The sequence below is a fragment of the Vibrio sp. MarTm2 genome, assembly GCF_027587055.1.
In the GTDB taxonomy this organism is placed as follows: domain Bacteria; phylum Pseudomonadota; class Gammaproteobacteria; order Enterobacterales; family Vibrionaceae; genus Vibrio; species Vibrio sinaloensis_D.
This window is the reverse complement of sequence record NZ_JAPPTK010000011.1, coordinates 125762-152737: the sequence shown is the minus strand read 5'-3', so window position 1 is coordinate 152737 and position 26976 is coordinate 125762. Positions and strand designations below refer to the sequence as shown.

Annotated in this window: 36 protein-coding genes; 10 read left to right on the top strand and 26 right to left on the bottom strand. The window is 46.0% G+C overall.

The genetic code is table 11. The annotated features are described in order from the left end of the window. Positions 1–94: 94 nt before the first annotated feature. The 6 genes from OH458_RS18195 to OH458_RS18170 form a co-directional block, all read right to left on the bottom strand. Positions 95–565, bottom strand: a complete 471-nt coding sequence (locus OH458_RS18195) for a hypothetical protein (protein ID WP_269979353.1) — start codon at positions 563–565, stop codon at positions 95–97. Beyond that, positions 549–1061: a hypothetical protein gene (locus tag OH458_RS18190; protein ID WP_269979352.1), complete on the bottom strand. Its 513-nt coding sequence runs from the start codon at positions 1059–1061 to the stop codon at positions 549–551. The genes OH458_RS18195 and OH458_RS18190 overlap by 17 nt, the downstream gene beginning before the upstream one ends. Next, on the bottom strand, positions 1054–1380 hold the full coding sequence (locus OH458_RS18185) for a hypothetical protein (protein ID WP_269979351.1): 327 nt from the start codon (positions 1378–1380) through the stop codon (positions 1054–1056). The genes OH458_RS18190 and OH458_RS18185 overlap by 8 nt, the downstream gene beginning before the upstream one ends. A 72-nt stretch (positions 1381–1452) precedes the next feature. Continuing rightward, a complete protein-coding gene (locus OH458_RS18180) occupies positions 1453–3339 on the bottom strand; it encodes a replication endonuclease (protein ID WP_269979350.1) in 1887 nt (628 codons plus the stop codon). A 223-nt stretch (positions 3340–3562) separates the two neighbouring features. Continuing rightward, positions 3563–3739, bottom strand: a complete 177-nt coding sequence (locus OH458_RS18175; RefSeq protein WP_269979349.1) for a hypothetical protein — start codon at positions 3737–3739, stop codon at positions 3563–3565. Positions 3740–3751: 12 nt separating this feature from the next. Further along, complete coding sequence (locus OH458_RS18170; protein WP_038215984.1) at positions 3752–4006, bottom strand: pyocin activator PrtN family protein; 255 nt, start codon at positions 4004–4006, stop codon at positions 3752–3754. Positions 4007–4139: 133 nt separating this feature from the next. Here OH458_RS18170 and OH458_RS18165 point away from each other — a divergent pair, with 133 nt between their 5' ends. The 4 genes from OH458_RS18165 to OH458_RS18150 all read left to right on the top strand — a co-directional run bounded on the left by OH458_RS18165 (position 4140) and on the right by OH458_RS18150 (position 7584). Then, entirely contained in the window at positions 4140–4745 is a 606-nt protein-coding gene (locus OH458_RS18165) for a S24 family peptidase (RefSeq protein ID WP_269979348.1), read from the top strand. Positions 4746–4809: 64 nt separating this feature from the next. Then, the gene (locus OH458_RS18160) at positions 4810–5940 is read left to right on the top strand and encodes an HD domain-containing phosphohydrolase (RefSeq protein ID WP_269979347.1); all 1131 of its coding nucleotides are present in this window, start codon (positions 4810–4812) and stop codon (positions 5938–5940) included. Between the two features lie 706 nt (positions 5941–6646). After that, positions 6647–7096, top strand: a complete 450-nt coding sequence (gene zur, locus OH458_RS18155; RefSeq protein ID WP_269979346.1) for a zinc uptake transcriptional repressor Zur — start codon at positions 6647–6649, stop codon at positions 7094–7096. Between the two features lie 26 nt (positions 7097–7122). Next, the gene (locus OH458_RS18150) at positions 7123–7584 is read left to right on the top strand and encodes a chemotaxis protein CheX (RefSeq protein ID WP_005475940.1); all 462 of its coding nucleotides are present in this window, start codon (positions 7123–7125) and stop codon (positions 7582–7584) included. A 49-nt stretch (positions 7585–7633) separates the two neighbouring features. On the opposite strand, the gene cysC is transcribed toward OH458_RS18150, so the two are convergent. Genes cysC through cobA form a run of 5 tightly spaced genes read right to left on the bottom strand, consistent with a single transcriptional unit; the run spans position 7634 to position 13288 of the window. Next, positions 7634–8251 carry an adenylyl-sulfate kinase gene (gene cysC, locus OH458_RS18145; RefSeq protein WP_038213023.1) on the bottom strand — a complete coding sequence of 206 codons (618 nt, stop codon included), beginning with the start codon at positions 8249–8251 and terminating at the stop codon, positions 7634–7636. A 12-nt stretch (positions 8252–8263) separates the two neighbouring features. After that, complete coding sequence (locus tag OH458_RS18140; protein WP_269979345.1) at positions 8264–9988, bottom strand: SLC13 family permease; 1725 nt, start codon at positions 9986–9988, stop codon at positions 8264–8266. 24 nt (positions 9989–10012) lie between these two features. Further along, the gene (gene cysN / locus OH458_RS18135; RefSeq protein WP_269979344.1) at positions 10013–11440 is read right to left on the bottom strand and encodes a sulfate adenylyltransferase subunit CysN; all 1428 of its coding nucleotides are present in this window, start codon (positions 11438–11440) and stop codon (positions 10013–10015) included. Between the two features lie 22 nt (positions 11441–11462). Next, positions 11463–12398, bottom strand: coding sequence for a sulfate adenylyltransferase subunit CysD (gene cysD / locus OH458_RS18130; RefSeq protein ID WP_263280383.1), 936 nt, complete (start codon positions 12396–12398; stop codon positions 11463–11465). A gap of 26 nt (positions 12399–12424) precedes the next feature. Further along, the gene (cobA, locus tag OH458_RS18125; RefSeq protein ID WP_038139327.1) at positions 12425–13288 is read right to left on the bottom strand and encodes a uroporphyrinogen-III C-methyltransferase; all 864 of its coding nucleotides are present in this window, start codon (positions 13286–13288) and stop codon (positions 12425–12427) included. A 260-nt stretch (positions 13289–13548) separates the two neighbouring features. On the opposite strand from cobA, the gene cpdB reads away from it, so the two are divergent. The 4 genes from cpdB to OH458_RS18105 all read left to right on the top strand — a co-directional run bounded on the left by cpdB (position 13549) and on the right by OH458_RS18105 (position 17571). Then, complete coding sequence (cpdB, locus tag OH458_RS18120) at positions 13549–15510, top strand: 2',3'-cyclic-nucleotide 2'-phosphodiesterase (RefSeq protein WP_269979343.1); 1962 nt, start codon at positions 13549–13551, stop codon at positions 15508–15510. A gap of 111 nt (positions 15511–15621) precedes the next feature. Then, entirely contained in the window at positions 15622–16185 is a 564-nt protein-coding gene (locus OH458_RS18115) for a Crp/Fnr family transcriptional regulator (RefSeq protein WP_269979342.1), read from the top strand. Between the two features lie 72 nt (positions 16186–16257). After that, positions 16258–16713 carry a GNAT family N-acetyltransferase gene (locus OH458_RS18110; protein WP_269979341.1) on the top strand — a complete coding sequence of 152 codons (456 nt, stop codon included), beginning with the start codon at positions 16258–16260 and terminating at the stop codon, positions 16711–16713. Continuing rightward, positions 16714–17571, top strand: coding sequence for a DMT family transporter (locus OH458_RS18105; RefSeq protein ID WP_269979340.1), 858 nt, complete (start codon positions 16714–16716; stop codon positions 17569–17571). Between the two features lie 5 nt (positions 17572–17576). Here OH458_RS18105 and OH458_RS18100 read toward each other — a convergent pair whose 3' ends face one another. Beyond that, complete coding sequence (locus OH458_RS18100) at positions 17577–18140, bottom strand: LysM-like peptidoglycan-binding domain-containing protein (RefSeq protein WP_269979339.1); 564 nt, start codon at positions 18138–18140, stop codon at positions 17577–17579. Positions 18141–18375: 235 nt separating this feature from the next. Here OH458_RS18100 and OH458_RS18095 point away from each other — a divergent pair, with 235 nt between their 5' ends. Then, positions 18376–18996, top strand: coding sequence for an FKBP-type peptidyl-prolyl cis-trans isomerase (locus tag OH458_RS18095; protein ID WP_038139313.1), 621 nt, complete (start codon positions 18376–18378; stop codon positions 18994–18996). Positions 18997–19110: 114 nt separating this feature from the next. Beyond that, complete coding sequence (locus tag OH458_RS18090) at positions 19111–19605, top strand: DUF2780 domain-containing protein (protein WP_269979338.1); 495 nt, start codon at positions 19111–19113, stop codon at positions 19603–19605. 92 nt (positions 19606–19697) lie between these two features. On the opposite strand, the gene rplQ is transcribed toward OH458_RS18090, so the two are convergent. The 14 genes from rplQ to rpsN form a co-directional block, all read right to left on the bottom strand. Next, positions 19698–20078, bottom strand: coding sequence for a 50S ribosomal protein L17 (gene rplQ / locus OH458_RS18085; RefSeq protein ID WP_140134274.1), 381 nt, complete (start codon positions 20076–20078; stop codon positions 19698–19700). Positions 20079–20104: 26 nt separating this feature from the next. Next, the gene (locus OH458_RS18080) at positions 20105–21097 is read right to left on the bottom strand and encodes a DNA-directed RNA polymerase subunit alpha (protein WP_004410407.1); all 993 of its coding nucleotides are present in this window, start codon (positions 21095–21097) and stop codon (positions 20105–20107) included. Positions 21098–21121: 24 nt separating this feature from the next. Then, the gene (rpsD, locus tag OH458_RS18075; protein ID WP_005477001.1) at positions 21122–21742 is read right to left on the bottom strand and encodes a 30S ribosomal protein S4; all 621 of its coding nucleotides are present in this window, start codon (positions 21740–21742) and stop codon (positions 21122–21124) included. Positions 21743–21769: 27 nt separating this feature from the next. Further along, positions 21770–22159 carry a 30S ribosomal protein S11 gene (rpsK, locus tag OH458_RS18070; RefSeq protein WP_001118870.1) on the bottom strand — a complete coding sequence of 130 codons (390 nt, stop codon included), beginning with the start codon at positions 22157–22159 and terminating at the stop codon, positions 21770–21772. A gap of 18 nt (positions 22160–22177) precedes the next feature. Beyond that, positions 22178–22534: a 30S ribosomal protein S13 gene (rpsM, locus tag OH458_RS18065; protein WP_005435100.1), complete on the bottom strand. Its 357-nt coding sequence runs from the start codon at positions 22532–22534 to the stop codon at positions 22178–22180. 148 nt (positions 22535–22682) lie between these two features. Then, the gene (gene rpmJ, locus OH458_RS18060) at positions 22683–22796 is read right to left on the bottom strand and encodes a 50S ribosomal protein L36 (protein WP_000868186.1); all 114 of its coding nucleotides are present in this window, start codon (positions 22794–22796) and stop codon (positions 22683–22685) included. A 38-nt stretch (positions 22797–22834) separates the two neighbouring features. Further along, positions 22835–24169: a preprotein translocase subunit SecY gene (gene secY / locus OH458_RS18055; RefSeq protein WP_008072356.1), complete on the bottom strand. Its 1335-nt coding sequence runs from the start codon at positions 24167–24169 to the stop codon at positions 22835–22837. Positions 24170–24189: 20 nt separating this feature from the next. Beyond that, the gene (gene rplO, locus OH458_RS18050; protein WP_004410426.1) at positions 24190–24624 is read right to left on the bottom strand and encodes a 50S ribosomal protein L15; all 435 of its coding nucleotides are present in this window, start codon (positions 24622–24624) and stop codon (positions 24190–24192) included. Positions 24625–24629: 5 nt separating this feature from the next. Next, positions 24630–24806: a 50S ribosomal protein L30 gene (gene rpmD, locus OH458_RS18045; RefSeq protein WP_004410429.1), complete on the bottom strand. Its 177-nt coding sequence runs from the start codon at positions 24804–24806 to the stop codon at positions 24630–24632. Between the two features lie 7 nt (positions 24807–24813). Beyond that, positions 24814–25317, bottom strand: a complete 504-nt coding sequence (rpsE, locus tag OH458_RS18040; protein ID WP_004745894.1) for a 30S ribosomal protein S5 — start codon at positions 25315–25317, stop codon at positions 24814–24816. Between the two features lie 14 nt (positions 25318–25331). Next, positions 25332–25685 carry a 50S ribosomal protein L18 gene (gene rplR / locus OH458_RS18035; RefSeq protein WP_004410436.1) on the bottom strand — a complete coding sequence of 118 codons (354 nt, stop codon included), beginning with the start codon at positions 25683–25685 and terminating at the stop codon, positions 25332–25334. A 9-nt stretch (positions 25686–25694) separates the two neighbouring features. After that, a complete protein-coding gene (rplF, locus tag OH458_RS18030; protein WP_005476994.1) occupies positions 25695–26228 on the bottom strand; it encodes a 50S ribosomal protein L6 in 534 nt (177 codons plus the stop codon). Between the two features lie 12 nt (positions 26229–26240). Further along, complete coding sequence (gene rpsH, locus OH458_RS18025) at positions 26241–26633, bottom strand: 30S ribosomal protein S8 (protein WP_005476983.1); 393 nt, start codon at positions 26631–26633, stop codon at positions 26241–26243. Positions 26634–26662: 29 nt separating this feature from the next. After that, positions 26663–26968 carry a 30S ribosomal protein S14 gene (gene rpsN, locus OH458_RS18020; protein WP_004410442.1) on the bottom strand — a complete coding sequence of 102 codons (306 nt, stop codon included), beginning with the start codon at positions 26966–26968 and terminating at the stop codon, positions 26663–26665. Positions 26969–26976: the final 8 nt, after the last annotated feature.

Genomic DNA, 26976 nt, shown 5'->3' with positions numbered 1-26976 from the left:
TCCCAAATGCTTCACTGCCGAGGTTTTACCCCCGCCCGTTCCCGCTACATAAATCACATGCTCTGCATCGTGTGACGGGTTAGAGTTGACCGGATTAGGCAGGTTGAGCGGCTTTGGCTTTTTCGACATCGCGTTTCTCCTCCTCCGCTTTTTCAATGGCTAGTTGTTTGATGGTGCGCTTTGAGGTGTAAATCAGGCTCAGCATCGCCATCAGAAGCGTGGCCTCTTCAGCGTATCCGCCAAACATGGCTAAGAAGCTGCCGCCATGTTTATTGAGCACTGGCACCGCCGCATTGATCACTTCGGTTTTGCCTTTTTCATCAAAGCTAAATTCCACACCGGAGATAATGCAGGTGGCCTGCTCGCAAAAGGTGAACATCACACTCAACATGCCTTGGAGCGCTTCATCCCCCAAACCCTCCGGCTCTTCGTCGCTTTCCTCTGTGTTCGCTTCAGCGACTTCAGCGGCTTTTTCTTCGGTTTCAAGCTGACCAATAGCCGTATCAAAATTGGGCCAACCGAAATTCTCAGTCAATGGCTCCAAGGTTTCATTCGGTTGCTGCATTGGCGACCTCCTCAGATTGTGGTTTTGGCATCAAGAGACGAACCACCCATAAGACCATCATCAACACGCCCAACACGGTCATTACACGCTTAAGGTTCAACACAGGTTTATTTTCAAGTTGTGATTCGTCGGTTGGCGGCTCGGTTAGTTCAGTGCTTTCAACCTTGCTATCACTGGGCTCAGCGATAACCTCCGCGTTAACGCTTTCAACGGTTTCGAATACGTTGGTTTTGGTTGAATCCAACGCTTCGAGCGTTTGCGCTACCGTGTCCTTATCCGTTGAAAAGTGCTCATCAATGTACTTATCAACGCTTTTACTCATGGAGCTATTGCCGCAGCTCGGACACTTGTAATACTTCAAACCAAGGTTGCGGCTGTTCTTCGGCGGCTCACCCTCAGCAATGAGCCGCCCTTCCCCCACTTGGTGCACCGTTGCAACGCTCTCGCATACCGGACAAGGCACATAGCCTCGAACCGGATTCGGATGTTTACTCATGGCTTCCCTCCACCACTTGCGCCTCTTCAATCTCATCCAACTGGTTTAAACTCGCAGTCACATGAGCGCGGTATTTCTTGCGCGCCACATTGTTGAGCTGGGTTAACTGCTCAATTTGCTCGAAGAAGTTGGGCGCAAGCCCTAACGCTTCCAGTGAAAAAGAGCCCGTCATTAACATCTTGGTGGCTTTGCTCATTAGCTTGCTCATGTCCATCTCTTTGAGCTTTTTCACTTCGTTCTCAACGTTGGCCGTTAATTGGTCCGCCGCATCTAACGCGGCAAGGTCGCGCTGACATTCTTGAATAGAGAGTGATTTCATTGGTTTTCCCCTGTCTCTCGACGTTAGTTAAATTAATAAAATGCCCCTGATTCCCATCGTTGGCGTGTTTGGTTAAGTCACCATGAGCTGACCGTTTCTCAGGCTCAGGGTGATGTATTTGTCTATTGGAATTTTTGCCCCATTTAAGAGCGGATTGATTAAGCACTGTACCCCTTTCAAGCTCCATCCAGTCGCAACCATCAAGGCTTGTTCGAGTGGACTCCCTAGCCTTTCGGGGGGAGGGTTACACTTATTTTCAGTGCTCCAAGACGAGGCTCCGCCTCTTTGGTTTAGTTCGCTGCGCTCACTTTTCCACGCTTCAACATCGCTCTTCGCGACAATAGAAAATCGCTCGCTGCATGTTTCGATAAGGTGATCGAGCCATCTAAACCCAATCACGCGTTTAGTGGTTTCACCGTACTGGTTAAGCTGTGCCTCATACGCAAGACGAGCATCACCGATATTGAGACAAAACTCTTTCCAACGAGATTTGTCCGCATGCTCATGGAGATCCATTAAGTCCTTGTCTACCGCGACCGCTGATTTATCCGCTCGACGCAATTGGCGCCAAAGTCCAACAGAAGGCGAGCCCGATTGAGAAAACTGTTTGATTCCCCACGCACTCGCCCATGCACGAACAGACACGGCAAGGTTGTCCGCGTCCCCTTCCGGCATGTGTGCACCGTTAATGTTTTTGGAAATGTATTTAATGATGTAACCCGTTGCGCTGCCCTTAGCTGGGTCACATGGCTTGGCATGAAAACGCGCTTTGCGTTTCTGCTTAGAGGTCAGCTCATCACTGTCTTCACTACGCGCAATCTTGGCACAGATACTCATAAGCTCTTGCTTTCGCTCTGCCGGACAGTAAACAAACGCATGTAAGTGTGGTGTCCCATCTTTATGGGGCTCTGCCACACGCAGACCAAACCAAGGCAAATCGACTTTCGCGAAATGCGCTCGCGCCAATTTCCATTGCTCCATCAGATTTTGATGCGCTTCTTTCACTGTGCACCCGTTCCACTTACGCGACTTGCGGTGATATTTAGAGGGAAGCGTCCATGTAATGAATACCCCTTCAAAACCCATATCAATGGCGCGTTCTTCGTCTCCACGGCTGCGAACCACCAGTTCAACACGGCGGTTTTCTAGATTGGCCGTTGTGCGCTCGGCAACTTCGGCCAAGTTATATTCCTGCATGGTTTCATGACTTATCACGACCATTTTTTCCATGAACTCCTGACTCTCTCGCATCTTCTGTTTGAAGTTCGATAGAGTCAGGCGAGACACATAACGGCTTTGAACTTTGTTACCACCAACATTCCCTAGCGTCACTTGAGCGTGTTCAATGTACTGCTTTCGCATTCGAAGCAACTTTCTAACGAGATACTTAGGGTCTAAACACCGACGAATAGCCGTCTCTAAAATGAGCTCTGCGTCTTCAATACTCAGACGATGCCCTAACTCAGAGATGTCAGCGTTGGGCGGCTCAATATAGGCATTTAAAAGGATCTCTTTAATCTCCTCAAAGATACGCAAAAAAGCATTGAGGCATGCGGTGTGGCTAGACTCCTCGGTATCAATGATTCGCTCTTTCTCTTCCATCTCGACACGCTTGGCGATTTCCTCAAACGCTCCGGTCAACTCCATCGCAAAGTCTTTTACTCGTTCATCGCTCATTAAAATGTCGTGAGTGAGTTCGAGCGGCTTTGGCTCTGTATTCAAGAAACCAAATGGGAATTTGCGCGAGAAGTGGTGCATGACCTTGTTGGCGTAGCTCACGCGCTCATCTGCAAAAGCAGAGAGATTGCGGTCATTCGCATTGCCCCTAGCTCGACGTAAACCGATCTTAAGGTCGATGTCTTGACGCATAAGAATAGGTAAATGAGCCGTTACGTTTGACACGTATTGGCTCAAAGAAAAAGTGATGTCTGGTTGTTTGAAGCGCTTATAAGTGCTCATAACATCCCTCAGCAGTACAGACGTATTTCAATGGCTTGCGCACTGGTTCAACACGCTTTCGAATACCGTGTTTCTCTCGAAGTTTTGATATTAAAAAACACGCTCTTTTGGTCTTGCTAGGGTCATAATTCACAAGCCCTGCCATATCTGGGCAAGGCTTATGAATAGGACTAGTGATAGGTAAGTCGGCAATGGATTTAGCCGGTACGAAATCGACGTCCACTCAAGCCTCCAAACTCTCAAGTAGTTCAATCGCTTCTTTGAGTTGGTTACTAACTCGATCCAGATACACTTCTGAATCGGGCACTGGCGCCATTCGTGAATCAATCACCTCAAGCAGTGCTTTGGCTTCGCTTGAGTGAGTAAAATCAATGTTGATTGCGTGAATGGGTGTATTCATTGTTTGCTCTCCCTAACCGTTAACTGATAGCCAATCTTGCTTCGCTTCTTTGTGTCGCTTGTCGATATAAGCGGCCAAGTCTTCGACTTTGATTAGAGAGGGGCTGCGCTCAGAATCGCGCAACTTGAAGGTAGGAACAGGGAAATCACAGGCTTTCGCTCGTTGCTCCGCTGTCTTAGGAGTAATGCCAAAAAATTCTTGGCTAATTTGTTTTAGCTCAACAGTTGGACTTTCAAAACGAGCTAATAGGGCAAAACTTGTATTCATACTTCCTCCGTGTAGTACACTAGAGGGAGTTAAAGGAAATTCTAGTTCCCCTTAACATCCCCAAACTCAACAAAGGGAATTATTGAGGATCTAATTTCTTAAATCAACCCCAAAAGTACACGGAGATATTTTTATGGGAAGTTTTGAGGAACAACTAAAAGAGCTTAAGCGATTAACCAACACCGCTAAGAACGTTGATTTAGCAAAGGCTCTTGGCAAGTCTCCAAAGACAATTTCCAACTGGAAACACCGAGACCACATCCCTGAGGATATTTTCATCAAAGCTAGAGAGCTGTCACAAAATGGCTCACTTGCTCCCCGTGGCTACCTAGAACTCAAATTCTATGACGTTGAGGTAAGTGCGGGTCATGGGGCACTGGTTGAAAAAGAAGAAGAATCAAGCGCAATGGTGTTTAGTGAAAAGTTCATTAGACAAGAGCTTGGTTTTAACCCAAACAATATTTTCCTAATGCCTGTCCGTGGTGACAGCATGAGCCCTACCCTCAAAAACCAGAGCATTGTGATGGTTAACCGTGTCGACGGATTCTCAAACGATGGTATCTATGTATTCCGCTTTGATGGTCGCTTGATGGTGAAACGTATTCAGTTCTTGCCGCATGGAATCAAAGTTGTGAGTGATAACCCAGCTTACGAACCGTGGGAGCTATCGAAGAAAGATATTCAAAGCGCAGACTTTGAAATCATTGGTGAAGTGGTTTGGTCAGGACAAAGGATGTAGCTGAAAATAGTACTAAACTATTAGTAACATACCTTTAAGAAAAACTATGTGAGCTCATACGCTAATGGATATCAACTTACTTACAAAAAGGGAATATTTGACGAGTCATGATTTCTACAGAGATCTCATTGATTACTTAGTACAAGAGGCTCAAAGTGATATTGGATACTTCCATTTTTATTCCCACGATGGTGATGAAATCGCTCTAAATGTTTGGTCAACGTCTGTTTTGGAACACTGCCACTCAAGTCATGAAACTCACTATCCATTATCGTCTGCCGGAATATGGGCAGACAGTATACGAGCCCAAAAGCCAGTCATACATAACCACTATGATGCGTATTACTCAGCAATAGACTCTTTGCCTGAAGGTCATATAAAACTAACCCATCACTTTAGTGTTCCACTGATACTAGATAATCATGTAGTTGCAGTCATTGGGATAGGTAACAGCAAAGATCCATATGCTAAAGAGTTCGTCTATGATTTCTTTAAAAGGGTCAACTATTTATGGCCAGAGGTTCAATCCAAGGCCAATAGCATAGACTCTGTTCATTCAAAGAATCAGCTAGCATTTGAATCTCATAGCCCAATCGAAATCATGACCGATATGCTCGGGGCAATATCTCGTGCCCTTGAGATTCGTGATGAGTACACATCTTCCCACCAAAGAAATGTCTCTCATATATGCGCTCTGATAGCAGAAAAGCTACCCCTCAAAGAAAACGTAAAAGAAGGCTTAATCATAGGGGCACTGGTTCACGATATCGGCAAAATTGTGATTCCTTCTCAGATATTAAATAAGTTGGGAAAACTTATGCCAGCAGAATACAAGTTACTCCAAAGCCACTCTGAAGTTGGGGCAAAAATTTTTAGCGAGGTTTGCTTTCCTTGGCCAATCAAAGAAATGATCGAACAGCACCATGAGAGACTTGACGGTTCAGGTTACCCACATGGAATAAAAGGGAGCAAAATAGTACTTGAGGCTCGCATCATTGCAGTCGCTGACACGTTTGACGCCATGGCAAGTGATAGACCCTATAGAAAGGCTATAGGGGCATTAAAAGCCTTAGAGACCTTAAAACAAGGCAGGAACAAACTGTATGACCCCTACGTGGTAGATGCATTTCTAACTTGTTATGAAGAAGATGAAACGTTAGGAGGCCTGTATACGCCAATAAGTGGTTTTCAATAGTCTGGTACGTATTTAGTACGTATGACTCACTGGCGAGACTAGCAATAGCTTAAAAGTGAGTCCAATCGAGCATGGGTGCAATGGAAAAGCGGTTAGCCGCGTATTTACTAGTATTGTCAGGTTTCATAAGGTGAGTCTCGCAGTAAAGTGAGCATCTTGGTGAAAAATCGATTCGCGATTATACACACAGAATCACAAACATTCAGGAAAAAGAGAAATTAGGACAGCAATGCCTAGACAGGCTCAATGCAAATGCCGTCGCGTGTGCTATGCGCCATTCAGCGTTTTACCACCAGTAGGCCATAAGCTACCTGCCCCAATAGCAACATCTTAATTGTTTGATTATGTGGAGATAAAATCGATCATCATTCTAAGATCAGAAAGCGATATCACCTTTTGGTCTACGGGTGACCAAAAGCAAGGTTAACCCCCAGGATTACTAACTCTATCAGTTTCATTTGCTCGCCACGCCCTTGTCTATCAACAATAGAATCTACCGCTAAGCACACACCACACTGTAACCAAGACAGCAAAACGGCGCTAACTCTTACTGATCTTGTTTCGTTTTCCATCAACTTAGAGTAACTTAGGCGGCATAAGCCATTAAGGTTCATTGGGGTAACTAACTGAACAAGCAATCATAAATTACCCATAGATCAACGATAAACTTCAATAAATGGTATATTATTAAAAATGTCCATGAGGAATGGTGAACAGTTTGGATCAACAGCTAGTCACACAAATTGAAGAAATATGCGCTGCTCGCGGCGTACGACTCACTTCACAGCGTAAGCGTGTATTTGAGTTAATCTGTGCGAGCTCCAAAGCATCAAGCGCTTATGAGCTGTTAGAGGATTTGAAGCAGACTGAACCTCAAGCAAAGCCGCCAACGGTCTATAGAGCTTTGGAGTTTTTGTTAGAGCAGGGGTTTATTCATCGAGTCGAGTCAACCAACAGCTATATCCAATGTGGCTCTTGTAACGCCCACACGCATTATTCACACATGCTGATCTGTGATAAATGCAGTAATGTTATTGAACTGCTAGATGATAGTTTGGTAGCCTTGTTAGTTAACAATGCGGAAAAGCATGGATTTACCATCACCAACCATGTGATTGAATCTCACGGTGTTTGTAAAAACTGCTCATCCGAATAAGCGAAATAAAGATATAGAAGAAAGTTATGCGCGCTGAATTTGTAAACCCGTTTTTAGCTTCTTTAATGAACGTTCTAAAGACGATGGCTTCACTGGAGCTGAAGCCACAAAAACCTCGTGTTAAGAAAGATGAAATCGCACGTGGGGATGTATCAGGTTTAATAGGGATGGTTGGTCCGCAAAGCCGCGGTTCTATGTCTATTACCTTTGATGAGAGTCTTGCATTAGAAATCATGCAAAACATGCTAGGTGAGCGCCCGAATGGTCTAAATGACGAAGTGACCGATATGGTGGGTGAAATCACCAACATGGTAACAGGTGGCGCAAAACGTATTCTAGCTGATAGCGGTTTCGACTTTGATATGGCAACACCTGTTGTCGTATCTGGTAAAGGCCATACGATTCGTCATAAATGTGAAGGCTCAATCATTATCATGCCTTTTTCATCTCAATGGGGTAATGCCTTCATTGAGATTTGCTTCGAGTAACCGCTCAACGAGATCAAAAAAGCTTCCCTCGGGAAGCTTTTTTATTAGGTCATGCAATAATGTTGCGCGCCTTTAGAGCTTGCAAACAGTCATCCACCAGCGCATCAATTGATTTTTCTCCCGCCAACAAATCGATCTCTGGATTGATGGGAGCCTCATATTCAGAGTCGATTCCTGTAAAATTAGGGATTTCTCCCGCTCGCGCTTTTTTATACAGCCCCTTAGGGTCGCGTTGCTCACATACCTCAAGAGATGCATTGACGAAGACTTCAATAAATTCTCCTTCCGGAAGCAGGTCTCGGACAAGTTGACGCTCTGTTCGGTGAGGGGAAATAAAAGCAGAGAGAACGATTAAACCTGCGTCAGCCATGAGTTTAGATAGCTCACCGATGCGACGTATGTTTTCTCGGCGATCTTGCTCAGAAAAGCCCAAATCACTACACAAACCATGTCGAACATTGTCACCATCAAGCAAGTAGGTATGGTAGCCCAGTTCTGCTAGCTTGTTTTCTAACGCTCCAGCCACAGTGGATTTTCCTGCACCTGAAAGACCTGTAAACCAAAGCACAGCCGGTTTTTGTTGCTTTAAGTTAGCACGAAACTGCTTATCGATAGCATGCTTATGCCACACGATATTTTCATCCTTAGTTGGCGTTTCCGTTGTCATAACTGTGTCCTTTTAATACGGGAAAAACTGGGGAATAAGCGCCAATACCAGCACTGAATATACGATTGATAACGGTATTCCCACACGAATATAGTCGGTCAATTTGTAGTTCCCTACGGTGTAAACCAATAAGTTAGTTTGATATCCGTAAGGAGAGATAAAACTCGCGCTCGCACCAAACAATACCGCCATCACAAACGGCATTGGGTCAACACCATAACCAATGGCCATGCTGTAACCAATTGGAAAGGCCAAGGCTGCGGCTGCATTGTTGGTTACCAGTTCGGTTAAAATCAGAGTCAATAAGTAGGTCGCAACGATAGCGCCAAACACGCCCCAGCCGTTGAATGCTTCAATAAACATTTGGCCCAATGCCATCGATAATCCAGACGAAAGCATAAGCTGAGCGATAGAAAGCGCAGAGCCAACAATCACCACAATATCGATAGGAAAGCGGCGGCGCAGCTCACTAAGTTGAACAATGCCAGTAAACAAAGTTAAAGAGAGGAAGACCGAGAGCCCTTTAATTAACGGCACAACATTAAGAAGCGCAAGTCCTATGACACTGGCGAAACCGATCAAAACGATCGCAGACTTGTTGGCATCAAGACGTGCGCTCGAATCAAGATCATTCATGAGGACGAATTCTTTGCGATGCGCTTGTCGCTCTTGTTCAAATCGTTTACCCGGCACCAACACTAGGGTATCACCCGCATTGAGCGTAATGTTCCCAAGTCCACCTTGAAGACGCTCATGGCCTCGACGAATGGCAACAACCACAGCATCAAACCGATCTCGGAAATGGCTCGATTTCAGGGTCTTATTGCAAAAGCTTGCCGATGAACTCACCACCACTTCCACAAAGTTTTGTCCATTCAAGTGATGCTGACCAAACAGCGTCAAACCTTGAATTTCTTGCAATGTGGCAACACTTTCAATATCACCACAAAACAGAAGACGGTCGCGAGCTTGGAGAACAAAATCAGGATCGACGGAAGGCATCGTTTGACCATCGCGAATCACTTCCGCTAGGAACAGTTTTCTCAGTGCGCGAAGATTATTCTCACTAATGCTGCGCCCAACCAGTGGCGATCCCGGCTCTACGCGAGCTTCCAAAAAGTAAGGAAGATCATCTTGATTGTGATCATCATGGTTGGGAAGCAGGTAACTTAATGGCACTAAGATCAAAAGCCCACCAACCAGAACAGAAAGGCCGATCATAGTCGGCGTGAAAAAACCTAGACTCGGGAGCCCTGCGTCTTCCACAAAGCTGTTGATGATCAAGTTCGTTGACGTTCCGATCAACGTCAAGGTGCCCCCTAAGATCGCGGCATATGAGAGAGGGATCAACAGCTTTGAAGGTGCATGCTGTTGATTGCGCTTAATCGCACCAATCAGCGACACAACCACTGCTGTGTTATTCGTAAAAGAAGAAAGCAGAGCAGTCGAGACACCCAGCTTCGCCACTACAGTACCTAACCGCCCTGTTGATAGCGATCGACTCACCCAACTGATCAAGCGAGTCTTCTCTAGTGCCGCCGACGCTAAGATCAACAGCACAAGAGTCACCAAAGAAGAGTTAGTAAAGTTTGTGGCAACCTCGCCTACCTCAATCATGCCAGCAAGAAACGCAATAAAGGCTGCGCCAGCAAAAATGACGCTCGGTTTAATCCGCGTTGTTAGTAGGCATGTAACAATGCCCAATAACAATGCCAATACCACTCCTTGTTGCCACATAACACTTCCTTGTCAGCCTAGTGACTACTTCAATAACTGACTGATGTCTTTTGCTTCCCAATGAGGGAAGTGCTTACGAACAAGCGCATTGAGTTCCACTTCAAAAGCTGAAATATCACCCGCTTTCGCTTCTACTTGAGTCAAGCTCTCACGAACAAGACCAGCGCCAACAGTCACATTAGTAAGACGGTCAATGACGATAAAACCGCCAGTGTCTGCACATGATTGATAGGTATCAAGCGCCACAGACTCTGTCAACGTTAGTTCACACAGACCAATACCATTGAGCGGAAGTTCTACGGCGCTATGCGTTGACAGGTTGTTAATGTCGTATTGATGGCGAATCCCTTCAACACGACCAACAGTTTTCTTACCCGCAATCTTAATGTCGTACTCGCGACCCGGCTGCAGCGGCTGCTCAGTCATCCAAACGATGTCTGCCAACAGATGGTTGCTTGACTCGACTTGTGCCTTCTCTAGCACAATCAAGTCACCACGGCTGATATCAATCTCATCTTCCAATGTCAGGGTGACTGCTAAACCCGCTTGAGCTTGCTCTAAGTCACCATCAAAGGTGACAATGCGTGCCACTTTTGATGTTTTGCCCGATGGCAGCGCTTTAATGCTGTCGCCAACGTTTACGCTACCTGAAGCAATCGTGCCGGCAAAACCGCGGAAATCGAGATTAGGGCGGTTCACGTATTGAACTGGGAAGCGAAAATCACCAGACGTCTTATCCTGGTCAACATCGACGTTTTCGAGTAGCTCAAGCAGTGACGGGCCTTCAAACCAACTCATTCGTGGGCTTGCTTCCACAACGTTATCCCCTTCTAAAGCAGATAGCGGAATGATTTGAATGTCGGTTTCGCCCTGAAGGTTCTTGGAAAACGCTAAGTACTCGTCGCGAATTTCTTCAAAACGCTCTTGAGAATAATCAACAAGATCCATTTTGTTCACGGCGACAATAAAGTGCTTCAAGCCAAGCAGGTTCGAAATGAACGAGTGACGGCGCGTTTGATCGAGCACCCCTTTGCGGGCATCAATTAAGATCACCGCAAGATCACACGTTGACGCACCTGTCGCCATGTTACGTGTGTACTGCTCATGTCCAGGAGTGTCGGCAATAATGAACTTGCGCTTTTGAGTCGAAAAATAACGATAAGCGACATCGATGGTGATCCCTTGCTCACGCTCTGCTTGCAAGCCATCAACCAGCAAGGCTAAGTCTGGGCGCTCGCCCGTTGTGCCGACACGTTGGCTGTCGTTGTGCACGGCCGCTAGCTGATCTTCATAAATTTGCTTCGAGTCATGGAGCAAACGACCGATTAAAGTACTTTTGCCGTCATCTACCGATCCACAAGTCAGGAATCTAAGTAGTGATTTGTATTGATGCTGTGTCAGGTAACCTTCGATACCTAGCTCTTCTAATTGAGCTTCTACTGCGCTATTCATGTTTCTTTCCTTAGATCCTTAATTAGAAGTAACCTTGGCGTTTTTTCAGTTCCATCGATCCAGACTGATCATGGTCGATCGCGCGGCCTTGACGTTCACTCGAGGTCGCCACCAACATCTCTTCGATAATGCCAGTTAACGTATTGGCTTCAGATTCAATTGCGCCAGTCAACGGGTAGCAGCCAAGCGTACGGAAACGTACACTCTTCTCTTCAATTTTCTCGCCTGGCTCTAGCTTCATACGATCATCATCAACCATGATCAGCATGCCATCGCGCTCAACGACCGGACGTTTGTCAGCCAAGTAAAGAGGAACGATTTCGATGTTCTCTAGGTAGATGTATTGCCAAATATCTAGCTCAGTCCAGTTCGACAATGGGAAGACGCGGATGCTTTCGCCCTTGTTGATTTGACCGTTGTATGTACGCCAAAGCTCAGGACGCTGGTTTTTTGGATCCCAAGTGTGGTTCTTGTCTCGGAATGAGTAGACACGCTCTTTTGCGCGAGATTTCTCTTCGTCACGACGAGCACCACCAAATGCCGCATCAAACCCATACTTGTTCAGAGCCTGTTTCAAACCCTGAGTTTTCATGATGTCGGTATGCTTAGAAGAGCCATGCACAAATGGGCTACATCCCATCGCCAGACCTTCTGGGTTCTTATGTACCAAAAGCTCGAAGCCATACTTCTCCGCAGTGCGATCACGGAACTCAATCATCTCTTTGAATTTCCAGTCAGTGTCGACATGCAGTAGCGGAAAAGGAATCTTACCTGGGTAAAATGCTTTACGAGCTAAATGCAGCATCACCGATGAGTCTTTACCGATTGAGTACATCATCACCGGGTTATCAAATTCAGCCGCCACTTCACGGATGATATGAATACTCTCCGCTTCGAGTTGCTTGAGGTGGGTTAAACGTTCTTGGTCCATGTTAGTACTTCCTTTGCGGCTCTCTATGAGCTTCTGACTAATCAAATAATGAGTTATGCGAATTGGCGTTGCTGTACGACAGGCTGCGGATTGAACCACGCCAGTTTGTCTGACAGAGACACAACTTCACCAATGACGATGAGAGACGGTGATTGCGCGTCTTTCGCAAGTTCAGCCAGTTGAGCTAGCTGACCTTTGAATATTTTTTGGGTTGCCTGAGTGCCACGTTCAATGATTGCGATGGGCGTTTCAGGGGAGCGACCGTGTTCAATCAGCTGACTTTCGATGTAGTCAGACTTCATTAACCCCATGTAAATCACCAAGGTTTGATTACCTCGTGCAAGGGTCGACCAATCCATCTGATCGCTTTCTGCTTTTAGGTGACCAGTAATAAACATCGCTGACTGAGCGTAGTCTCGATGAGTCAATGGAATACCGGCATAAGCGGTCGCACCTGCTGCGGCAGTAATACCTGGGATAACTTGGAAAGAGATGCCCGCATCAGCAAGCACTTCAAGCTCTTCTCCTCCGCGACCAAAGATGAATGGATCGCCACCTTTAATACGAACTACGCGATGCCCTTGCTTTGCGAAATCGACGAGCAGCTGGTTGGTTTTTTCTTGCGGAACACTGTGATGGCCGGCGCGCTTACCGACACAGACCAAAATCGTATCGCTTGGCACTAAGGCCATGATCTCATCCGAGACAAGGTAGTCATATAAAACGACATCAGCTTGCTGCAGGAAACGAATGGCTTTCAGAGTCAGTAACTCGACATCACCAGGCCCAGACCCCACTAACGCCACTTCTCCTTGAGCAAGAACACTCTGACCAATCGTATTGAGGTTTGCTTGTTCTGTTCGCGAAGTCTGTCGGTTACTCCGCGGAAATTGAGAAACTGTATCCTTGCTCGCCATCGTGACATCCTTTCCTAATTGATGATGGCATTATGGCCGCCAATACATATTACCTGAAATTCTAAAATTTCATTTTTTATATCAATAACTGATAAGGAGAGATTCGACACCGGCTGTTGTTTGAGCAAATTTGAGAGATTGTCAGCAGAACACCATAAAGCGCCCGCGTAACATCACAAATTGCTAGAGTTTGAAATCATTGTTTCATTTCATTTTGTTACATTAAGCACGATCCCAACTAACGCTATCGGAGCTTAAAAATGAAAGTAGCAGTGAAACCCCTTTCAATTGCTGTTTTAGGTGGAATGCTGACCATGGCAGGTCCAGCTATGGCAGAAACAATCAAATTACGCATCGTAGAAACCACAGATATTCATACCAATGTCATGGACTACGACTACTACAAAGACAAACCATCACAAAAAATTGGTTTAACGCGTACTGCTACTTTGGTTAAACAAGCCCGTGCAGAAGTGGAAAACAGTGTTTTAGTCGACAACGGAGACCTTATCCAAGGTAGCCCAATGGGTGACTACATGGCCTCTAAAGGTATTGAAGCCGGCGAAGTCCACCCAGTATACAAAGCCATGAACCAACTCAACTATGATGTGGGCAACATTGGTAACCATGAGTTCAACTACGGTTTGGATTTCTTAGCAGAAACCATCAATGACGCCGACTTCCCTTACGTTAGCGCCAACGTTTTTGACAAGAAGACCGGTAAACACTACTTCAAGCCATACATCATCACATCGCACACCTTTAAAGATGTAGAAGGTGTAGAACACCAAATCAAAGTCGGTTACATCGGCTTTGTTCCGCCACAAATCATGGTCTGGGACAAGAAGAACCTAGAAGGCAAAGTGTTCGCCAAAGACATCAAAGAGACGGCTGAAGAGCTAGTTCCTCAAATGAAAGCGGAAGGCGCTGACGTTATCGTTGCTATCCCTCACTCTGGTGTTTCTTCCGACCCACATAAAGTGGGTGCAGAAAACTCGACCTATTACTTATCTCAGGTAGCAGGCATTGATGCGATTGCATTTGGTCACTCACATGCCGTATTCCCAGGAAAAGGGTTCGACAACATCCCTGGCGTAGACAATCAAAATGGCACCATTAACGGCGTTGCGGCTGTAATGCCAGGTCGTTGGGGTAGCCACGTTGGTGTTATTGACCTTGAGCTTAAAGAAAAAGATGGCAAGTGGACGGTAGTGAAAGGGCAAACTGAAGCTCGCCCTATCTACGACAAGAAAGCGAAGAAATCTTTAGCTGAAGCAGACGCTGAGATGGTGAAAGCGCTTGAAGCAGACCACAAAGGTACGCGTGATTTCGTGAATCAACCAATTGGTAAAGCAAACGACGTCATGTACAGCTTCTTGGCGCTTGTCCAAGATGACCCAACGGTACAGATCGTCAACCTAGCGCAAAAAGATTACGTCGAGCGCTTTATCCAAGGTGACCCTGATCTTGCGGACATTCCAGTCCTTTCTGCTGCCGCACCATTTAAAGCGGGTGGCCGTAAGAACGACCCTGCAAACTTTACTGAAGTTGAATCAGGTCAGCTGACTTTCCGTAATGCAGCCGATCTTTACTTATACCCGAACACACTCGTCGCAATGAAAGTGACGGGTAAAGAAGTCAAAGAGTGGCTGGAATGTACAGCAGGTCAGTTCAAGCAAATTGACGTTAACAGTACCGCTCCACAAAGCCTGATCGACTGGGATGGTTTCCGTACTTACAACTTCGATGTCATTGACGGTCTGAACTATCAAATTGATGTGACAACACCAGCTAAGTACGACGGTGATTGTAAGCTAGTGAATGACGGTGCAGAACGTATTGTTAACCTAACTTACCAAGGTAAGCCGATTGATATGAAGCAAGACTTCATCATCGCGACCAACAACTACCGTGCATACAGCAATAAGTTCCCGGGTACGGGTTCTGAGTTTGTCGCATTTGATTCTCCAGACGAAAACCGCTCAGTCATTGCGTCTTACATTACTCGCGTGAGCAATGAGAAAGGCCAGTTCACTCCGAGCGCAGACAACAACTGGTCATTTGCACCAATCAAATCAGACAAGCAGCTGGATATTCGCTTCGAAACATCTCCAAGTGAAAAAGCGGCGAAATTCATTGAAGAAAAAGGCCAGTACCCAATGAAGCGTGTCGCAACCGACGATGTTGGCTTTGCGGTTTACCAAATCGACCTGCAGAAGTAACTCAGTTATCACAATTCTAGCCGCGACCAAGTTCGCGGCTTTTTTGTTGCTCGGCATTTTCGTGAAATCAGTTACACTCTTTGACACTGTTAACCACCTATACCCAGCTCTATGATCGACGTTTTTAAAAAGCAACTCATCTCTCATGGCTTTAACACAGACGAAACAGAGCAGCTGTGCAAGTCTGCAAAATGGATAGAATTGCCGACACGCCACATTCTGCTCCATCAGGGAGAAGTGGCTCAGGAGATTCACTTTTTGCTAGAGGGTATTTGCCACTCCGCCTATCTCACAGAGAAAGGCAAAGAGTTCAGCAAAGAGTTTTACTGGGAGAACGACTGGATCATTGGGTTCGAGGGCCTAATCAAGCAACAACCTTCACCTTACCTTCTCGAATCTCTGACACCTTGCTCCCTCGTTTCACTACCGATAGAGACACTGCGAAATTGGCGAGAGGAAAAGCACGGTATCTATCTCAAATTGCTTGAAACGCAACTCATGCATAAGGAAAACAAAGAGCGATTTATGTTGCTCTATTCGCCAGAAGAGCGATATACCCTGTTCTGTGAGCACTTTCCAAACTTGCATGAGCGCCTTAACGACTACCAAGTGGCTGCATACTTAGGTATTACGTCCATTAGCCTCAGCCGCATTAAAAAACGCCTGCAAAATTAACAATGGTTAATGCCGCAATAGAGCAAGACCGTTAGTGTCGTCATGATTCAGCACTTAGTGAAAAGGACAACTATGATTACCTGGCAGCAACTCACTTTTGAACAGCTTTCAACCACTCAGCTTTATCAACTACTCAAGCTACGCATTGACGTGTTTGTCGTTGAACAAACATGCCCTTACCCTGAGCTAGACGACAAAGATCATCAAAGGGGTGTACATCATCTACTGGGTTACCGCGATGACCAGTTAGTTGCCTGTGCTCGATTGCTCCCTCCCGGAATCAGTTACCCATCCGCGAGTATTGGTCGTGTCGCAACGAAAGAAAATGAGCGAGGAAGTGGACTTGGCCATCTATTATTGCAGCAAGCACTTTCCTCATGCCAACAACTGTGGCCAAAGCAGTCTATTGAGATTGGCGCCCAAGAGCACTTAGCTAAGTTTTACGAGAAACATGGATTTGTTCAAACGTCTCCCATGTACTTGGAAGACGACATTCCTCATATCGATATGAAATTGAGCAAGGAATAGATGTCCGCGCATCACCTTGCCATCTTGTTACTCGTACTGGGCAACTTTGCAGCCTCAGTGTCTGATATCGCCGTAAAACTGCTTGATGGTGACGTCCCCACCTTCCAGTATGTCTTTATTCGTCAACTATTTTCATTGCTACTGATATGGCCTTTATGGCATCTCCAACCTAAAAAAGAAAGAGCACTTATCTCTTGGAAGCTTCAGTTGCTGCGAGCCCACTTAATCTTAATGGGCAGTGGGTGTATGGTCATCGCAATTACGCATCTCCCCCTTGCAACCGCGAATGCGGTTTTCTACGCCGCGCCTCTTTTGATGCTGCCTCTTTCAGTGATGTTACTAAAGGAGACCCCATCTCTGGGAAAAGTTCTCGCAAGCTTATTCGGTTTCGTCGGTGTATTGGTCGTGTTGCGCCCCTCGGAATTTCATTGGGCTGCGCTCTTTGCTCTTGGGACCGCAATGACGCTGGCGTTGTTCAACATCACCGCGAGGCGATTACCAAAAGAGCAAACTGTTGTCACGACACTATATTGGACATCATTACTGTCACTACCAATGTCAGCCATTCTTTGCGCGATCTACTGGCAACCCATCAGCAACACTTCCTTACTGCTAATATTGGCAAGTGCAGGGTTAATACTCTCTTACAATGGGCTGGCTGTTGCAGCCTACAAGCGAGCGCCGGCGGGCAATATTGCGATAGCAGAAAACTCAGGATTGGTATTTGTGACTTTGTTCGGTGTGGTGTGGTTTTCGGAAGTACCCGATTGGTTAACCCTAGTCGGAATATTGATGATCGTTGTGCCGCTGATCCCTTGGAGGTCTCTCAGATTCAGGCCAGCGGCAAAAGGAGCATAATTGCCTTATTTACTGCGTCCAAAGCCTCCATCAGAGAGGCGGAAAAACATCACCGACTGATCTTTTTTCTCCAGTTGGAGGATGTCTAATTGCCCTTCTTCCGTCAACTTAAAGCGCACGAGCTGCCCTTGCTTGATGTAACTGAGTGGCTTATCCGAACCTTCCACTTTCACCAATGCATTGAGATCAGACATGGCTAAATTATTACTCCGAAAAACCTGAGCCAATGTGTCGCCACTTTTCACTTGGTATTCTTTCCAATCGCTAGAAGCAAGTTGCTGTTGACGAGCATTCTTCTGCTCACTCAGACCCGTTGTATTGATGTCTATCTCAACTCGTTGAGGTTCTCCCTGCGTAACTTGAGGCTGAGATTCAGGGAACGGTATCAGAATTAAGAGTAATACGATTGGTAAAAGAACCATAAGCGCGCGTTGGTGCAACTTGGGTAACAGGGCCCAGCTCGCCGCTACTTTGTCTTTCATCGCCTGCCCATCTATCGATGACCATTTTTGCTTCATTAGCTCAATATAATTCACAGAGGGTTGTTTCTTTTTCTTTCTGCGATTCATCGCGTCACATCTCCAAGCGGGCTTCATTCCAAGTATAAAAACCAAGCGCACATGAGTATAGGAAATTTCACTCTTCTGAGTTATCAACAAGTCAAATTTTGCAGTGCATTGAGTGAAAGTCGATCTAAATCGCACATTCACTCTGGGTGAAGAGGATCTCAAGGGGAACATTTCATCATACCGCTATACCTGGTATCCTAACCCCTTTAACACAAACCATACAAAGAGAGACACTATGTCTGAAGTAAAATTTGAGACTGTAGAGCAAAAAGCAAGCTACGGTATCGGTCTACAGATGGGTCAGCAACTAGCAGGTTCTGGTCTTGAAGGTCTTAACGTTGATGCAATCGCTGCAGGTATCGCTACAGCACTCGTGGGTGACATGCCAGCTATCGAAATTGATGAGATCAACGGTGCACTTCAAGAGCTGCATCAACGCGCTGAAGCAGCTCGTCAAGAAGCGGCAAAAGCAGCAGCAGCTGACGGTGAAGCGTTCCTAAAAGACAACGCTCTGCGCCCAGAAGTAACGGTTCTAGAGTCAGGTCTACAGTACGAAATCCTTACTGAAGGTACTGGTGAGATCCCAACGTCTGATAAGCAAGTTCGCGTACACTACCACGGTGAGCTAACAGACGGCACTGTATTCGACAGCTCTGTTTCTCGTGGTCAACCTGCTGAGTTCCCAGTAACTGGCGTGATCAAAGGCTGGGTTGAAGCTCTTCAACTAATGCCTGTTGGTTCTAAGTGGAAACTATACATCCCACAAGATCTAGCATACGGTGAGCGTGGCGCTGGTGCAGCAATCCCTCCATTCGCGGCTCTAGTATTCGAAGTTGAGCTACTAGATATCCTATAATTCGGATTTTTAGCTTATCTAATAACGGCGGCACATTGTGTCGCCGTTTTTTTTGAATAATACTGAACCACAAACCGAACCGCTGTGTTCGGTTGTATTGAATAAGGAGAAGTTATGAATAAGAAAATCGCAATAGCCGCTTTGGCAAGTCTCGCTCTAATGGGCTGCCAAACGACATCAAAGACAGACCAAATGAAAAGCAACAGTGGCTACAGTGAACTTGCCAGTGCCGCATTGATGGGAGCAGTGCAAACTTGGTCCAAGCAAGGAGCAGCAGATACAGATTTAGTGTCAGCCATCCAGAGCAGCGCTAACGTATCATCGGAACAAGCTATTGGTGGTTTGGGCTCTTTACTCGCACTCGCGCAAAACTCATTGGATAGCTCAGAGAAAAGTGAGCTGGCAGGACTTGTTCCAGGTTTTGATTCACTACAATCAAGCGGTCTAACGGCCATGATTGCAAATAACGAAACAGTAAAAAGTGCATTTTCAGCTTTAGGGATGGACCCTTCACTGATCTCTACCTTTACGCCAATCATTCTAAGCGCTCTGCAAAGTCAAGGTGCAAGCTCTAGCTTACTCGACAACCTAGGGGCAATCTGGAAGTAAATCCGATTAGGCACTTCTAACCAAGCGTTGATTATCACCCAAACGCAAAAAAGCCGAGCTGATGCTCGGCTTTTTCGTTCTTACGAACCTGATTACTCAGCAGCTTCTTCAGCAACTGGGCGATCTACAAGCTCAATGTAAGCCATTGGAGCTTTGTCACCAGCACGGAAACCAGCTTTTAGGATACGAGTGTAACCGCCCTGACGAGCAGCAAAACGTGGACCTAGTTCGTTAAATAGTTTTGCAACTACTTCGTTGTCACGAGTACGTGCAAACGCTAGACGACGGTTAGCAACACTGTCAGTCTTAGCTAGTGTAATCAAAGGCTCAACTACGCGACGTAGCTCTTTTGCTTTTGGCAATGTAGTCTTGATAACTTCATGACGTACTAGAGAGCTAGCCATATTGCTGAACATCGCTTTACGATGTGAGCTGTTGCGGTTGAGTTGACGACCACTCTTACGATGGCGCATGACCTAATCCTTCTAACTATTATCGATTAATCTTCAGCGATAGACGCTGGTGGCCAGTTTTCTAGGCGCATACCCAGAGACAGACCACGTGATGCAAGTACGTCTTTAATCTCAGTAAGAGATTTTTTACCAAGGTTAGGCGTTTTAAGTAGCTCAACCTCAGTACGCTGTACAAGATCACCGATGTAGTGAATCGCTTCTGCTTTCAGACAGTTAGCAGAGCGAACTGTTAGTTCAAGATCGTCTACAGGACGCAGTAGGATCGGATCGAATTCTGGCTTCTCTTCCTTCTCCTCAGGTACACGTACATCACGAAGATCTACGAACGCATCCAATTGCTCAGCTAGAATAGTAGCTGCGCGACGGATTGCTTCCTCAGGGTCAAGAGTACCGTTCGTTTCCATGTCGATAACAAGCTTGTCTAAATCTGTACGCTGCTCTACACGAGCTGCTTCTACAGAGTAAGCAATCTTATCTACTGGGCTGTACGTAGCGTCAACCAGTAGGCGACCAATTGGACGCTCATCTTCTTCAGTATGGATACGAGCTGAAGCTGGAACGTAACCGCGACCACGTTCAACTTTGATACGCATAGCGATCTCAGCGTTGTCATCCGTTAGGTGACAAATAACGTGTTCTGGGTTAGCGATCTCTACATCACCATCATGGGTGATGTCACCTGCAACCACAGGGCCCGAGCCTGATTTGTTTAGCGTAATGAATACTTCATCTTTGCCTTCGGCAACGCGTACAGCCAAACCTTTAAGGTTAAGTAGGATTTCAAGAATATCTTCCTGAACGCCTTCTTTAGTGCTGTACTCATGAAGTACGCCTTCAATTTCTACTTCTGTTACAGCACAACCTGGCATAGAAGATAGAAGAATACGGCGAAGTGCATTACCAAGAGTATGGCCAAAACCACGCTCTAATGGCTCAAGAGTTACTTTTGCGTGTGTCGTGCTAACTTGTTCAATGTCAACAAGACGTGGCTTAAGAAATTCTGTTACAGAACCCTGCATTGTGTCCTCTCTTTAGTTTAAACCTTACTTAGAGTAAAGCTCGACGATCAGTTGTTCGTTGATGTCAGCAGACAGATCTGAACGCTCAGGCAGACGCTTGAACGTACCTTCCATCTTGCCACCATCTACTTCAATCCAAGTTGGTTTTTCGCGTTGTTCAGCAACTTCTAGAGCCGCTTTGATACGAGATTGCTTTTGAGCTTTCTCGCGGATAGCAACAACGTCGTTAGCCGCAACTTTGAAAGAAGGAACGTTTACAACTTTACCGTTAACTAGGATAGCTTTGTGGCTAACTAGCTGACGTGCTTCTGCGCGAGTTGCACCAAAGCCCATGCGGTAAACTACGTTATCAAGACGACCTTCAAGAAGCTGAAGTAGGTTTTCACCAGTGTTGCCTTTCAGGCGAGCTGCTTCTTTGTAGTAGTTACGGAATTGTTTTTCTAGAACGCCGTACATACGACGAACTTTTTGCTTCTCACGAAGCTGAACGCCATACTCAGATAGACGACCGCGACGAGCGCCGTGTACACCTGGTGCGTTATCAATTTTACACTTGGTATCGATCGCGCGTACACCAGACTTAAGGAATAAGTCAGTACCTTCGCGACGGCTAAGCTTCAGCTTAGGACCCAAATATCTTGCCATGATCTTTCTCCAATAATCTAAAAAACGTTATACGCGACGTTTCTTAGGTGGACGACAACCGTTATGAGGGATTGGTGTAGCATCAACAATGTTTGTGATGCGGAAACCAGCTGCGTTCAGTGCGCGAACAGTAGATTCACGACCTGGACCAGGACCCTTAACCATAACTTCCAAGTTCTTTAGGCCGTATTCTTTAGCCATTTCAGCACAACGCTCAGCAGCAACCTGTGCAGCGAACGGAGTAGACTTACGAGAACCGCGGAATCCTGAACCACCTGCAGTAGCCCATGCTAGAGCGTTACCTTGACGGTCAGTAATAGTTACGATTGTGTTATTGAAAGATGCATGGATGTGCGCAACGCCATCTGCAACTTGCTTGCGTACGCGCTTACGAGCGCGAGTTGGTTGTTTAGCCATTGTACTCTACCTTCCCGATTATTTCTTGATCGGCTTACGCGGACCCTTGCGGGTGCGAGCATTGGTTTTAGTACGCTGTCCACGTAGTGGTAGACTGCGACGATGACGAAGACCACGGTAACAGCCAAGGTCCATAAGACGCTTGATGTTCATAGATACTTCACGACGTAGATCACCTTCTACAGTGTACTTAGCTACACCATCACGCAGTTGATCGATCTGCTCTTCAGTTAGTTCACTGATCTTAACATCTTCAGCAATACCCACTTCAGCTAGGATAGCTTGAGAGCGAGTTTTACCGATGCCGTAGATTGACGTTAGTGCAATCACAGCATGTTTTTGATCAGGAATGTTAATGCCTGCTATACGGGCCATTATTCACTCCTAGTGTTTCTTAAAAAGAATTAGCCGCAGCAAAGCCCGTTATGGATACGCTGCGGAATACTACTTCTTTTGCACGCAAAAGGTAGGCCGAGGAATATACTCGACACTACCTTATATTTCAAGTAAAAATTTCTGCTGATTAGCCTTGGCGCTGCTTGTGCTTTGGCTCACTGCAAATCACGCGAACGACACCGTTACGCTTGATAACTTTACAGTTACGGCAGATTTTTTTAACGGAAGCACGAACTTTCATTGCTAAACTCCGTAATTGAAACTGAAGCCACCGCCGGATTAACGGCCGTAACCTTTCAGATTCGCTTTCTTCAACACAGAATCATACTGTTGGGACATCATATGAGTCTGTACCTGTGCCATAAAGTCCATGATTACAACGACTACGATTAGTAGTGATGTACCGCCGAAGTAGAAACGTACGTTCCACGCGACCATCATAAACTCTGGAATCAGACAGATAAAGGTAATGTACAGTGCACCAGCAAGGGTTAGACGTGTCATTACTTTATCAATGTACTTAGCTGTCTGCTCACCTGGGCGGATACCGGGTACGAATGCACCAGACTTCTTCAGGTTATCTGCTGTTTCACGCGGGTTGAATACCAACGCCGTGTAGAAGAAACAGAAGAAAATAATCGCTGCTGCATAAAGCATCACATACAGAGGTTGACCTGGGCTAAGAGCCAAAGACACGTCAGTTAACCAACCGAACGCGCTGCTCTCACCGTTCTGACCAAACCACTGAGCCAGTGTTCCTGGGAACAGGATAATGCTTGATGCGAAGATTGCCGGAATAACACCTGCCATATTAATTTTAAGTGGCAAGTGAGTGCTTTGCGCAGCAAATACTTTGCGACCTTGTTGACGCTTCGCGTAGTTAACAACGATACGACGTTGACCACGTTCCATGAAAACAACAAAGTAAATAACTGCGAATGCTAGTACAGCAATCAACAGCAGAAGAAGTACATGCAATTCACCTTGACGCGCTTGCTCGATTGTTTGACCGATTGCCGAAGGCAATCCAGCAACAATACCTGCAAAAATTAGCAACGAAATACCGTTACCGATTCCACGCTCTGTAATTTGTTCACCTAACCACATTAGGAACATGGTGCCGGTTACTAAACTTACGGTAGCAATTAGCGTAAACATGGTTTGGTTGATAACAACCAGATTATCGACCATGTTTGGTAAGCCTGTTGCAATACCAATAGCTTGGAATGTTGCAAGTACAAGCGTGCCGTAGCGTGTATATTGGCTGATCTTACGACGGCCTGCTTCACCCTCTTTTTTGAGTTCAGCTAACGCTGGATGAACTACAGTTAGCAGTTGGACAACAATAGATGCCGAAATATACGGCATGATGCCCAAAGCTAATATAGATGCACGCTCAAGAGCACCACCGGAGAACATGTTAAACATTTCAACGATGGTACCTTTTTGCTGTTCGAACAAATCGGCAAGTACAGCAGCGTCAATACCAGGAATCGGCACAAATGAGCCGGCTCGGAATACTAAAAGTGCACCAATTACGAATAATAAGCGCGACTTTAGTTCACTTAAGCCGCTCTGAGCACTACGAAAATCTTGTCCTGGTTTCTTAGCCATCTGTACCTCGTTCCTCGAGATTATTCCTCGATTTTGCCGCCTGCAGCTTCGATTGCAGCTTTAGCGCCTTTAGTCACACGTAGACCTTTAACAGTCACTGCTTTGTTGATCTCACCAGATAGAACAACTTTTACGAATTCGATGTTCTTAGTGATAACGTTAGCAGCTTTAAGGCTGTTTAGATCTACTACGTCACCTGTTACTTTCGCTAGCTCAGCTAGACGAACTTCAGCAGACACTAGGCTCTTACGAGAAGTGAAGCCGAATTTAGGTAGACGTTGTTTCAGAGGCATCTGACCGCCTTCAAAACCTGGACGAACTGAACCGCCAGAACGTGACTTTTGACCTTTGTGGCCACGGCCACCAGTTTTACCTAGGCCAGAACCGATACCACGACCTACGCGTTTAGCAGTAGTCTTAGCACCAGCAGCTGGAGATAGAGTATTCAAACGCATTCTGATTACTCCTCAACTTTAACCATGTAGTAAACCTTGTTGATCATACCGCGTACGCACGGAGTATCTTCAAGTTCTACTGTGTGGTTGATTTTACGAAGGCCTAGACCTTTAAGACACGCTTTGTGCTTAGGTAGACGACCAATTGAGCTTTTAGTTTGAGTTACTTTAATAGTTGCCATGGTGTTCTTACTCCGAAATAGATTCAACAGTTAGACCACGTTTAGCAGCAACCATTTCTGGCGACTTCATGCTACCTAGTGCATCGATCGTTGCACGAACGATGTTGATAGGGTTCGTAGAACCGTATGCTTTAGATAGTACGTTGTGTACACCAGCAACTTCTAGTACTGCACGCATCGCACCACCTGCGATAACACCCGTACCTTCTGCTGCAGGCTGCATGTAAACTTTAGAGCCCGAGTGGCGACCTTTCACTGGGTGGTGAAGAGTGCCTTCGTTTAGAGCGATCGTAGTCATGTTACGACGCGCTTTTTCCATTGCTTTTTGAATCGCTGCAGGTACTTCACGAGCTTTGCCGTAACCGAAACCTACACGACCGTTACCGTCACCAACAACTGTTAGTGCAGTGAAGCTCATGATTCGACCACCTTTAACCGTCTTAGATACACGGTTAACTGCGATTAGCTTTTCTTGCAAATCATTCGCTTGAACTTGTTGTTCTTTAGCCATCTTCCAACCCTACCTTAGAATTTCAGACCAGCTTCGCGAGCAGATTCTGCTAGCGCCGCTACTCGACCGTGGTATTGGAAACCAGAACGATCAAATGCAACTGATTCTACGCCTTTTTCAAGAGCGCGCTCAGCAACAGCTTTACCTACTGCTTTAGCTGCATCGATGTTACCAGTGTTCTTAACTTGCTCACGGATCGCTTTTTCTACAGTAGAAGCTGCTGCGATAACCTCAGAGCCGTTAGCTGCAATAACCTGAGCGTACACGTGACGAGGAGTACGGTGTACTACTAGGCGAGTTGCACCCAGTTCTGCAATCTTACGACGTGCGCGTGTAGCACGACGGATGCGAGATGCTTTCTTATCCATAGTGTTACCTTACTTCTTCTTAGCTTCTTTAGTACGCACATTTTCATCTGCGTAACGAACACCTTTGCCTTTGTAAGGCTCAGGCTCACGGTAAGAACGAATGTCAGCCGCAACCTGACCAACAAGTTGTTTGTCACAACCAGTGATCACGATTTCAGTTTGGCTTGGACACTCAGCTTTAATACCCGCTGGCAACTCGTGCTCAACTGGGTGTGAGAAGCCAAGTGTTAGACCTACAGCGTTGCCTTTAATAGCAGCACGGTAACCAACACCTTTAAGAGTTAGCTTCTTAGTAAAGCCTTCAGTAACGCCAACAACCATGTTGTTAACTAGAGCGCGAGCTGTACCAGCTTGTGCCCATGCGTTTACAACACCTTCTTTAGGACCGAAAGTAAGATTGTTTTCTTCCTGAGCTACAACTACTGCGTCGTTAAGAACGCGAGATAGTTCGCCTTTAGCACCTTTTACAGTGATTTCTTGGCCGTTTAGTTTCACCTCTACGCCAGCTGGAATAGCGACAGGTGCTTTAGCAACACGAGACATTTTCTACTCCTATTACGCTACGTAAGCGATGATTTCACCACCAAGACCTGCTTTACGTGCAGCACGGTCTGACATAAGACCCTTGGAAGTTGAAACGATAGCAACACCAAGACCACCCATTACAGAAGGAAGCTCATCTTTCTTCTTGTAAACACGTAGACCTGGACGAGAAACACGTTTAAGTTGCTCGATTACTGGTTTAGCTTGGAAGTACTTAAGAGTAACTTCTAGCTCAGGTTTTGCTTCGCCTTCAACAGCGAAGTCAACGATGTAACCTTCAGCTTTTAGTAGTGCAGCGATTGCAACTTTAAGCTTTGAAGAAGGCATTTTAACAGCAACTTTGTTTGCTGCCTGACCGTTACGAACGCGGGTCAGCATATCCGAAATCGGATCTTGCATGCTCATATGATTTACTCCAAATGATTAAGTGGCAATTACCAGCTAGCCTTACGAAGTCCAGGAATCTCGCCTTTCATGCAAGCTTCGCGAACTTTGATACGGCTTAGACCGAACTTACGTAGGTAACCGTGTGGACGACCAGTTTGGTTACAACGGTTGCGCTGACGTGATGCACTTGAATCACGAGGAAGAGATTGCAGTGTAAGAACTGCGTTCCAACGATCTTCTTCAGATGCGTTTACATCGCTGATGATAGCTTTTAGCGCAGCACGCTTTTCAGCGAACTTAGCTACTAGCTTCGCACGTTTTGCTTCACGTGCTTTCATTGAATTTTTAGCCATAACAGTAA

Coding starts and splice junctions, on each gene's coding strand:
- OH458_RS18150 (WP_005475940.1), top strand. CDS start 7,123: ATGCGCGCTGAATTTGTAAACCCGTTTTTAGCTTCTTTAATGAACGTT.
- OH458_RS18170 (WP_038215984.1), bottom strand. CDS start 4,006: ATGAATACAAGTTTTGCCCTATTAGCTCGTTTTGAAAGTCCAACTGTT.
- OH458_RS18110 (WP_269979341.1), top strand. CDS start 16,258: ATGATTACCTGGCAGCAACTCACTTTTGAACAGCTTTCAACCACTCAG.
- OH458_RS18165 (WP_269979348.1), top strand. CDS start 4,140: ATGGGAAGTTTTGAGGAACAACTAAAAGAGCTTAAGCGATTAACCAAC.
- OH458_RS18195 (WP_269979353.1), bottom strand. CDS start 565: ATGCAGCAACCGAATGAAACCTTGGAGCCATTGACTGAGAATTTCGGT.
- OH458_RS18100 (WP_269979339.1), bottom strand. CDS start 18,140: ATGAATCGCAGAAAGAAAAAGAAACAACCCTCTGTGAATTATATTGAG.
- OH458_RS18080 (WP_004410407.1), bottom strand. CDS start 21,097: ATGCAGGGTTCTGTAACAGAATTTCTTAAGCCACGTCTTGTTGACATT.
- rplQ (WP_140134274.1), bottom strand. CDS start 20,078: ATGCGCCATCGTAAGAGTGGTCGTCAACTCAACCGCAACAGCTCACAT.
- rpsE (WP_004745894.1), bottom strand. CDS start 25,317: ATGGCTAAAGAACAACAAGTTCAAGCGAATGATTTGCAAGAAAAGCTA.
- OH458_RS18180 (WP_269979350.1), bottom strand. CDS start 3,339: ATGAGCACTTATAAGCGCTTCAAACAACCAGACATCACTTTTTCTTTG.
- OH458_RS18095 (WP_038139313.1), top strand. CDS start 18,376: ATGTCTGAAGTAAAATTTGAGACTGTAGAGCAAAAAGCAAGCTACGGT.
- cysN (WP_269979344.1), bottom strand. CDS start 11,440: ATGAATAGCGCAGTAGAAGCTCAATTAGAAGAGCTAGGTATCGAAGGT.
- OH458_RS18185 (WP_269979351.1), bottom strand. CDS start 1,380: ATGAAATCACTCTCTATTCAAGAATGTCAGCGCGACCTTGCCGCGTTA.
- rpsK (WP_001118870.1), bottom strand. CDS start 22,159: ATGGCTAAACAACCAACTCGCGCTCGTAAGCGCGTACGCAAGCAAGTT.
- OH458_RS18175 (WP_269979349.1), bottom strand. CDS start 3,739: ATGAATACACCCATTCACGCAATCAACATTGATTTTACTCACTCAAGC.
- OH458_RS18105 (WP_269979340.1), top strand. CDS start 16,714: ATGTCCGCGCATCACCTTGCCATCTTGTTACTCGTACTGGGCAACTTT.
- zur (WP_269979346.1), top strand. CDS start 6,647: ATGGTGAACAGTTTGGATCAACAGCTAGTCACACAAATTGAAGAAATA.
- OH458_RS18140 (WP_269979345.1), bottom strand. CDS start 9,988: ATGTGGCAACAAGGAGTGGTATTGGCATTGTTATTGGGCATTGTTACA.
- OH458_RS18160 (WP_269979347.1), top strand. CDS start 4,810: ATGGATATCAACTTACTTACAAAAAGGGAATATTTGACGAGTCATGAT.
- secY (WP_008072356.1), bottom strand. CDS start 24,169: ATGGCTAAGAAACCAGGACAAGATTTTCGTAGTGCTCAGAGCGGCTTA.
- rplO (WP_004410426.1), bottom strand. CDS start 24,624: ATGCGTTTGAATACTCTATCTCCAGCTGCTGGTGCTAAGACTACTGCT.
- OH458_RS18190 (WP_269979352.1), bottom strand. CDS start 1,061: ATGAGTAAACATCCGAATCCGGTTCGAGGCTATGTGCCTTGTCCGGTA.
- cysC (WP_038213023.1), bottom strand. CDS start 8,251: ATGACAACGGAAACGCCAACTAAGGATGAAAATATCGTGTGGCATAAG.
- OH458_RS18115 (WP_269979342.1), top strand. CDS start 15,622: ATGATCGACGTTTTTAAAAAGCAACTCATCTCTCATGGCTTTAACACA.
- rplR (WP_004410436.1), bottom strand. CDS start 25,685: ATGGATAAGAAAGCATCTCGCATCCGTCGTGCTACACGCGCACGTCGT.
- rpsM (WP_005435100.1), bottom strand. CDS start 22,534: ATGGCCCGTATAGCAGGCATTAACATTCCTGATCAAAAACATGCTGTG.
- rpmD (WP_004410429.1), bottom strand. CDS start 24,806: ATGGCAACTATTAAAGTAACTCAAACTAAAAGCTCAATTGGTCGTCTA.
- rpsD (WP_005477001.1), bottom strand. CDS start 21,742: ATGGCAAGATATTTGGGTCCTAAGCTGAAGCTTAGCCGTCGCGAAGGT.
- cpdB (WP_269979343.1), top strand. CDS start 13,549: ATGAAAGTAGCAGTGAAACCCCTTTCAATTGCTGTTTTAGGTGGAATG.
- rpmJ (WP_000868186.1), bottom strand. CDS start 22,796: ATGAAAGTTCGTGCTTCCGTTAAAAAAATCTGCCGTAACTGTAAAGTT.
- rpsH (WP_005476983.1), bottom strand. CDS start 26,633: ATGAGCATGCAAGATCCGATTTCGGATATGCTGACCCGCGTTCGTAAC.
- OH458_RS18090 (WP_269979338.1), top strand. CDS start 19,111: ATGAATAAGAAAATCGCAATAGCCGCTTTGGCAAGTCTCGCTCTAATG.
- cobA (WP_038139327.1), bottom strand. CDS start 13,288: ATGGCGAGCAAGGATACAGTTTCTCAATTTCCGCGGAGTAACCGACAG.
- rpsN (WP_004410442.1), bottom strand. CDS start 26,968: ATGGCTAAAAATTCAATGAAAGCACGTGAAGCAAAACGTGCGAAGCTA.
- rplF (WP_005476994.1), bottom strand. CDS start 26,228: ATGTCTCGTGTTGCTAAAGCACCTGTCGCTATTCCAGCTGGCGTAGAG.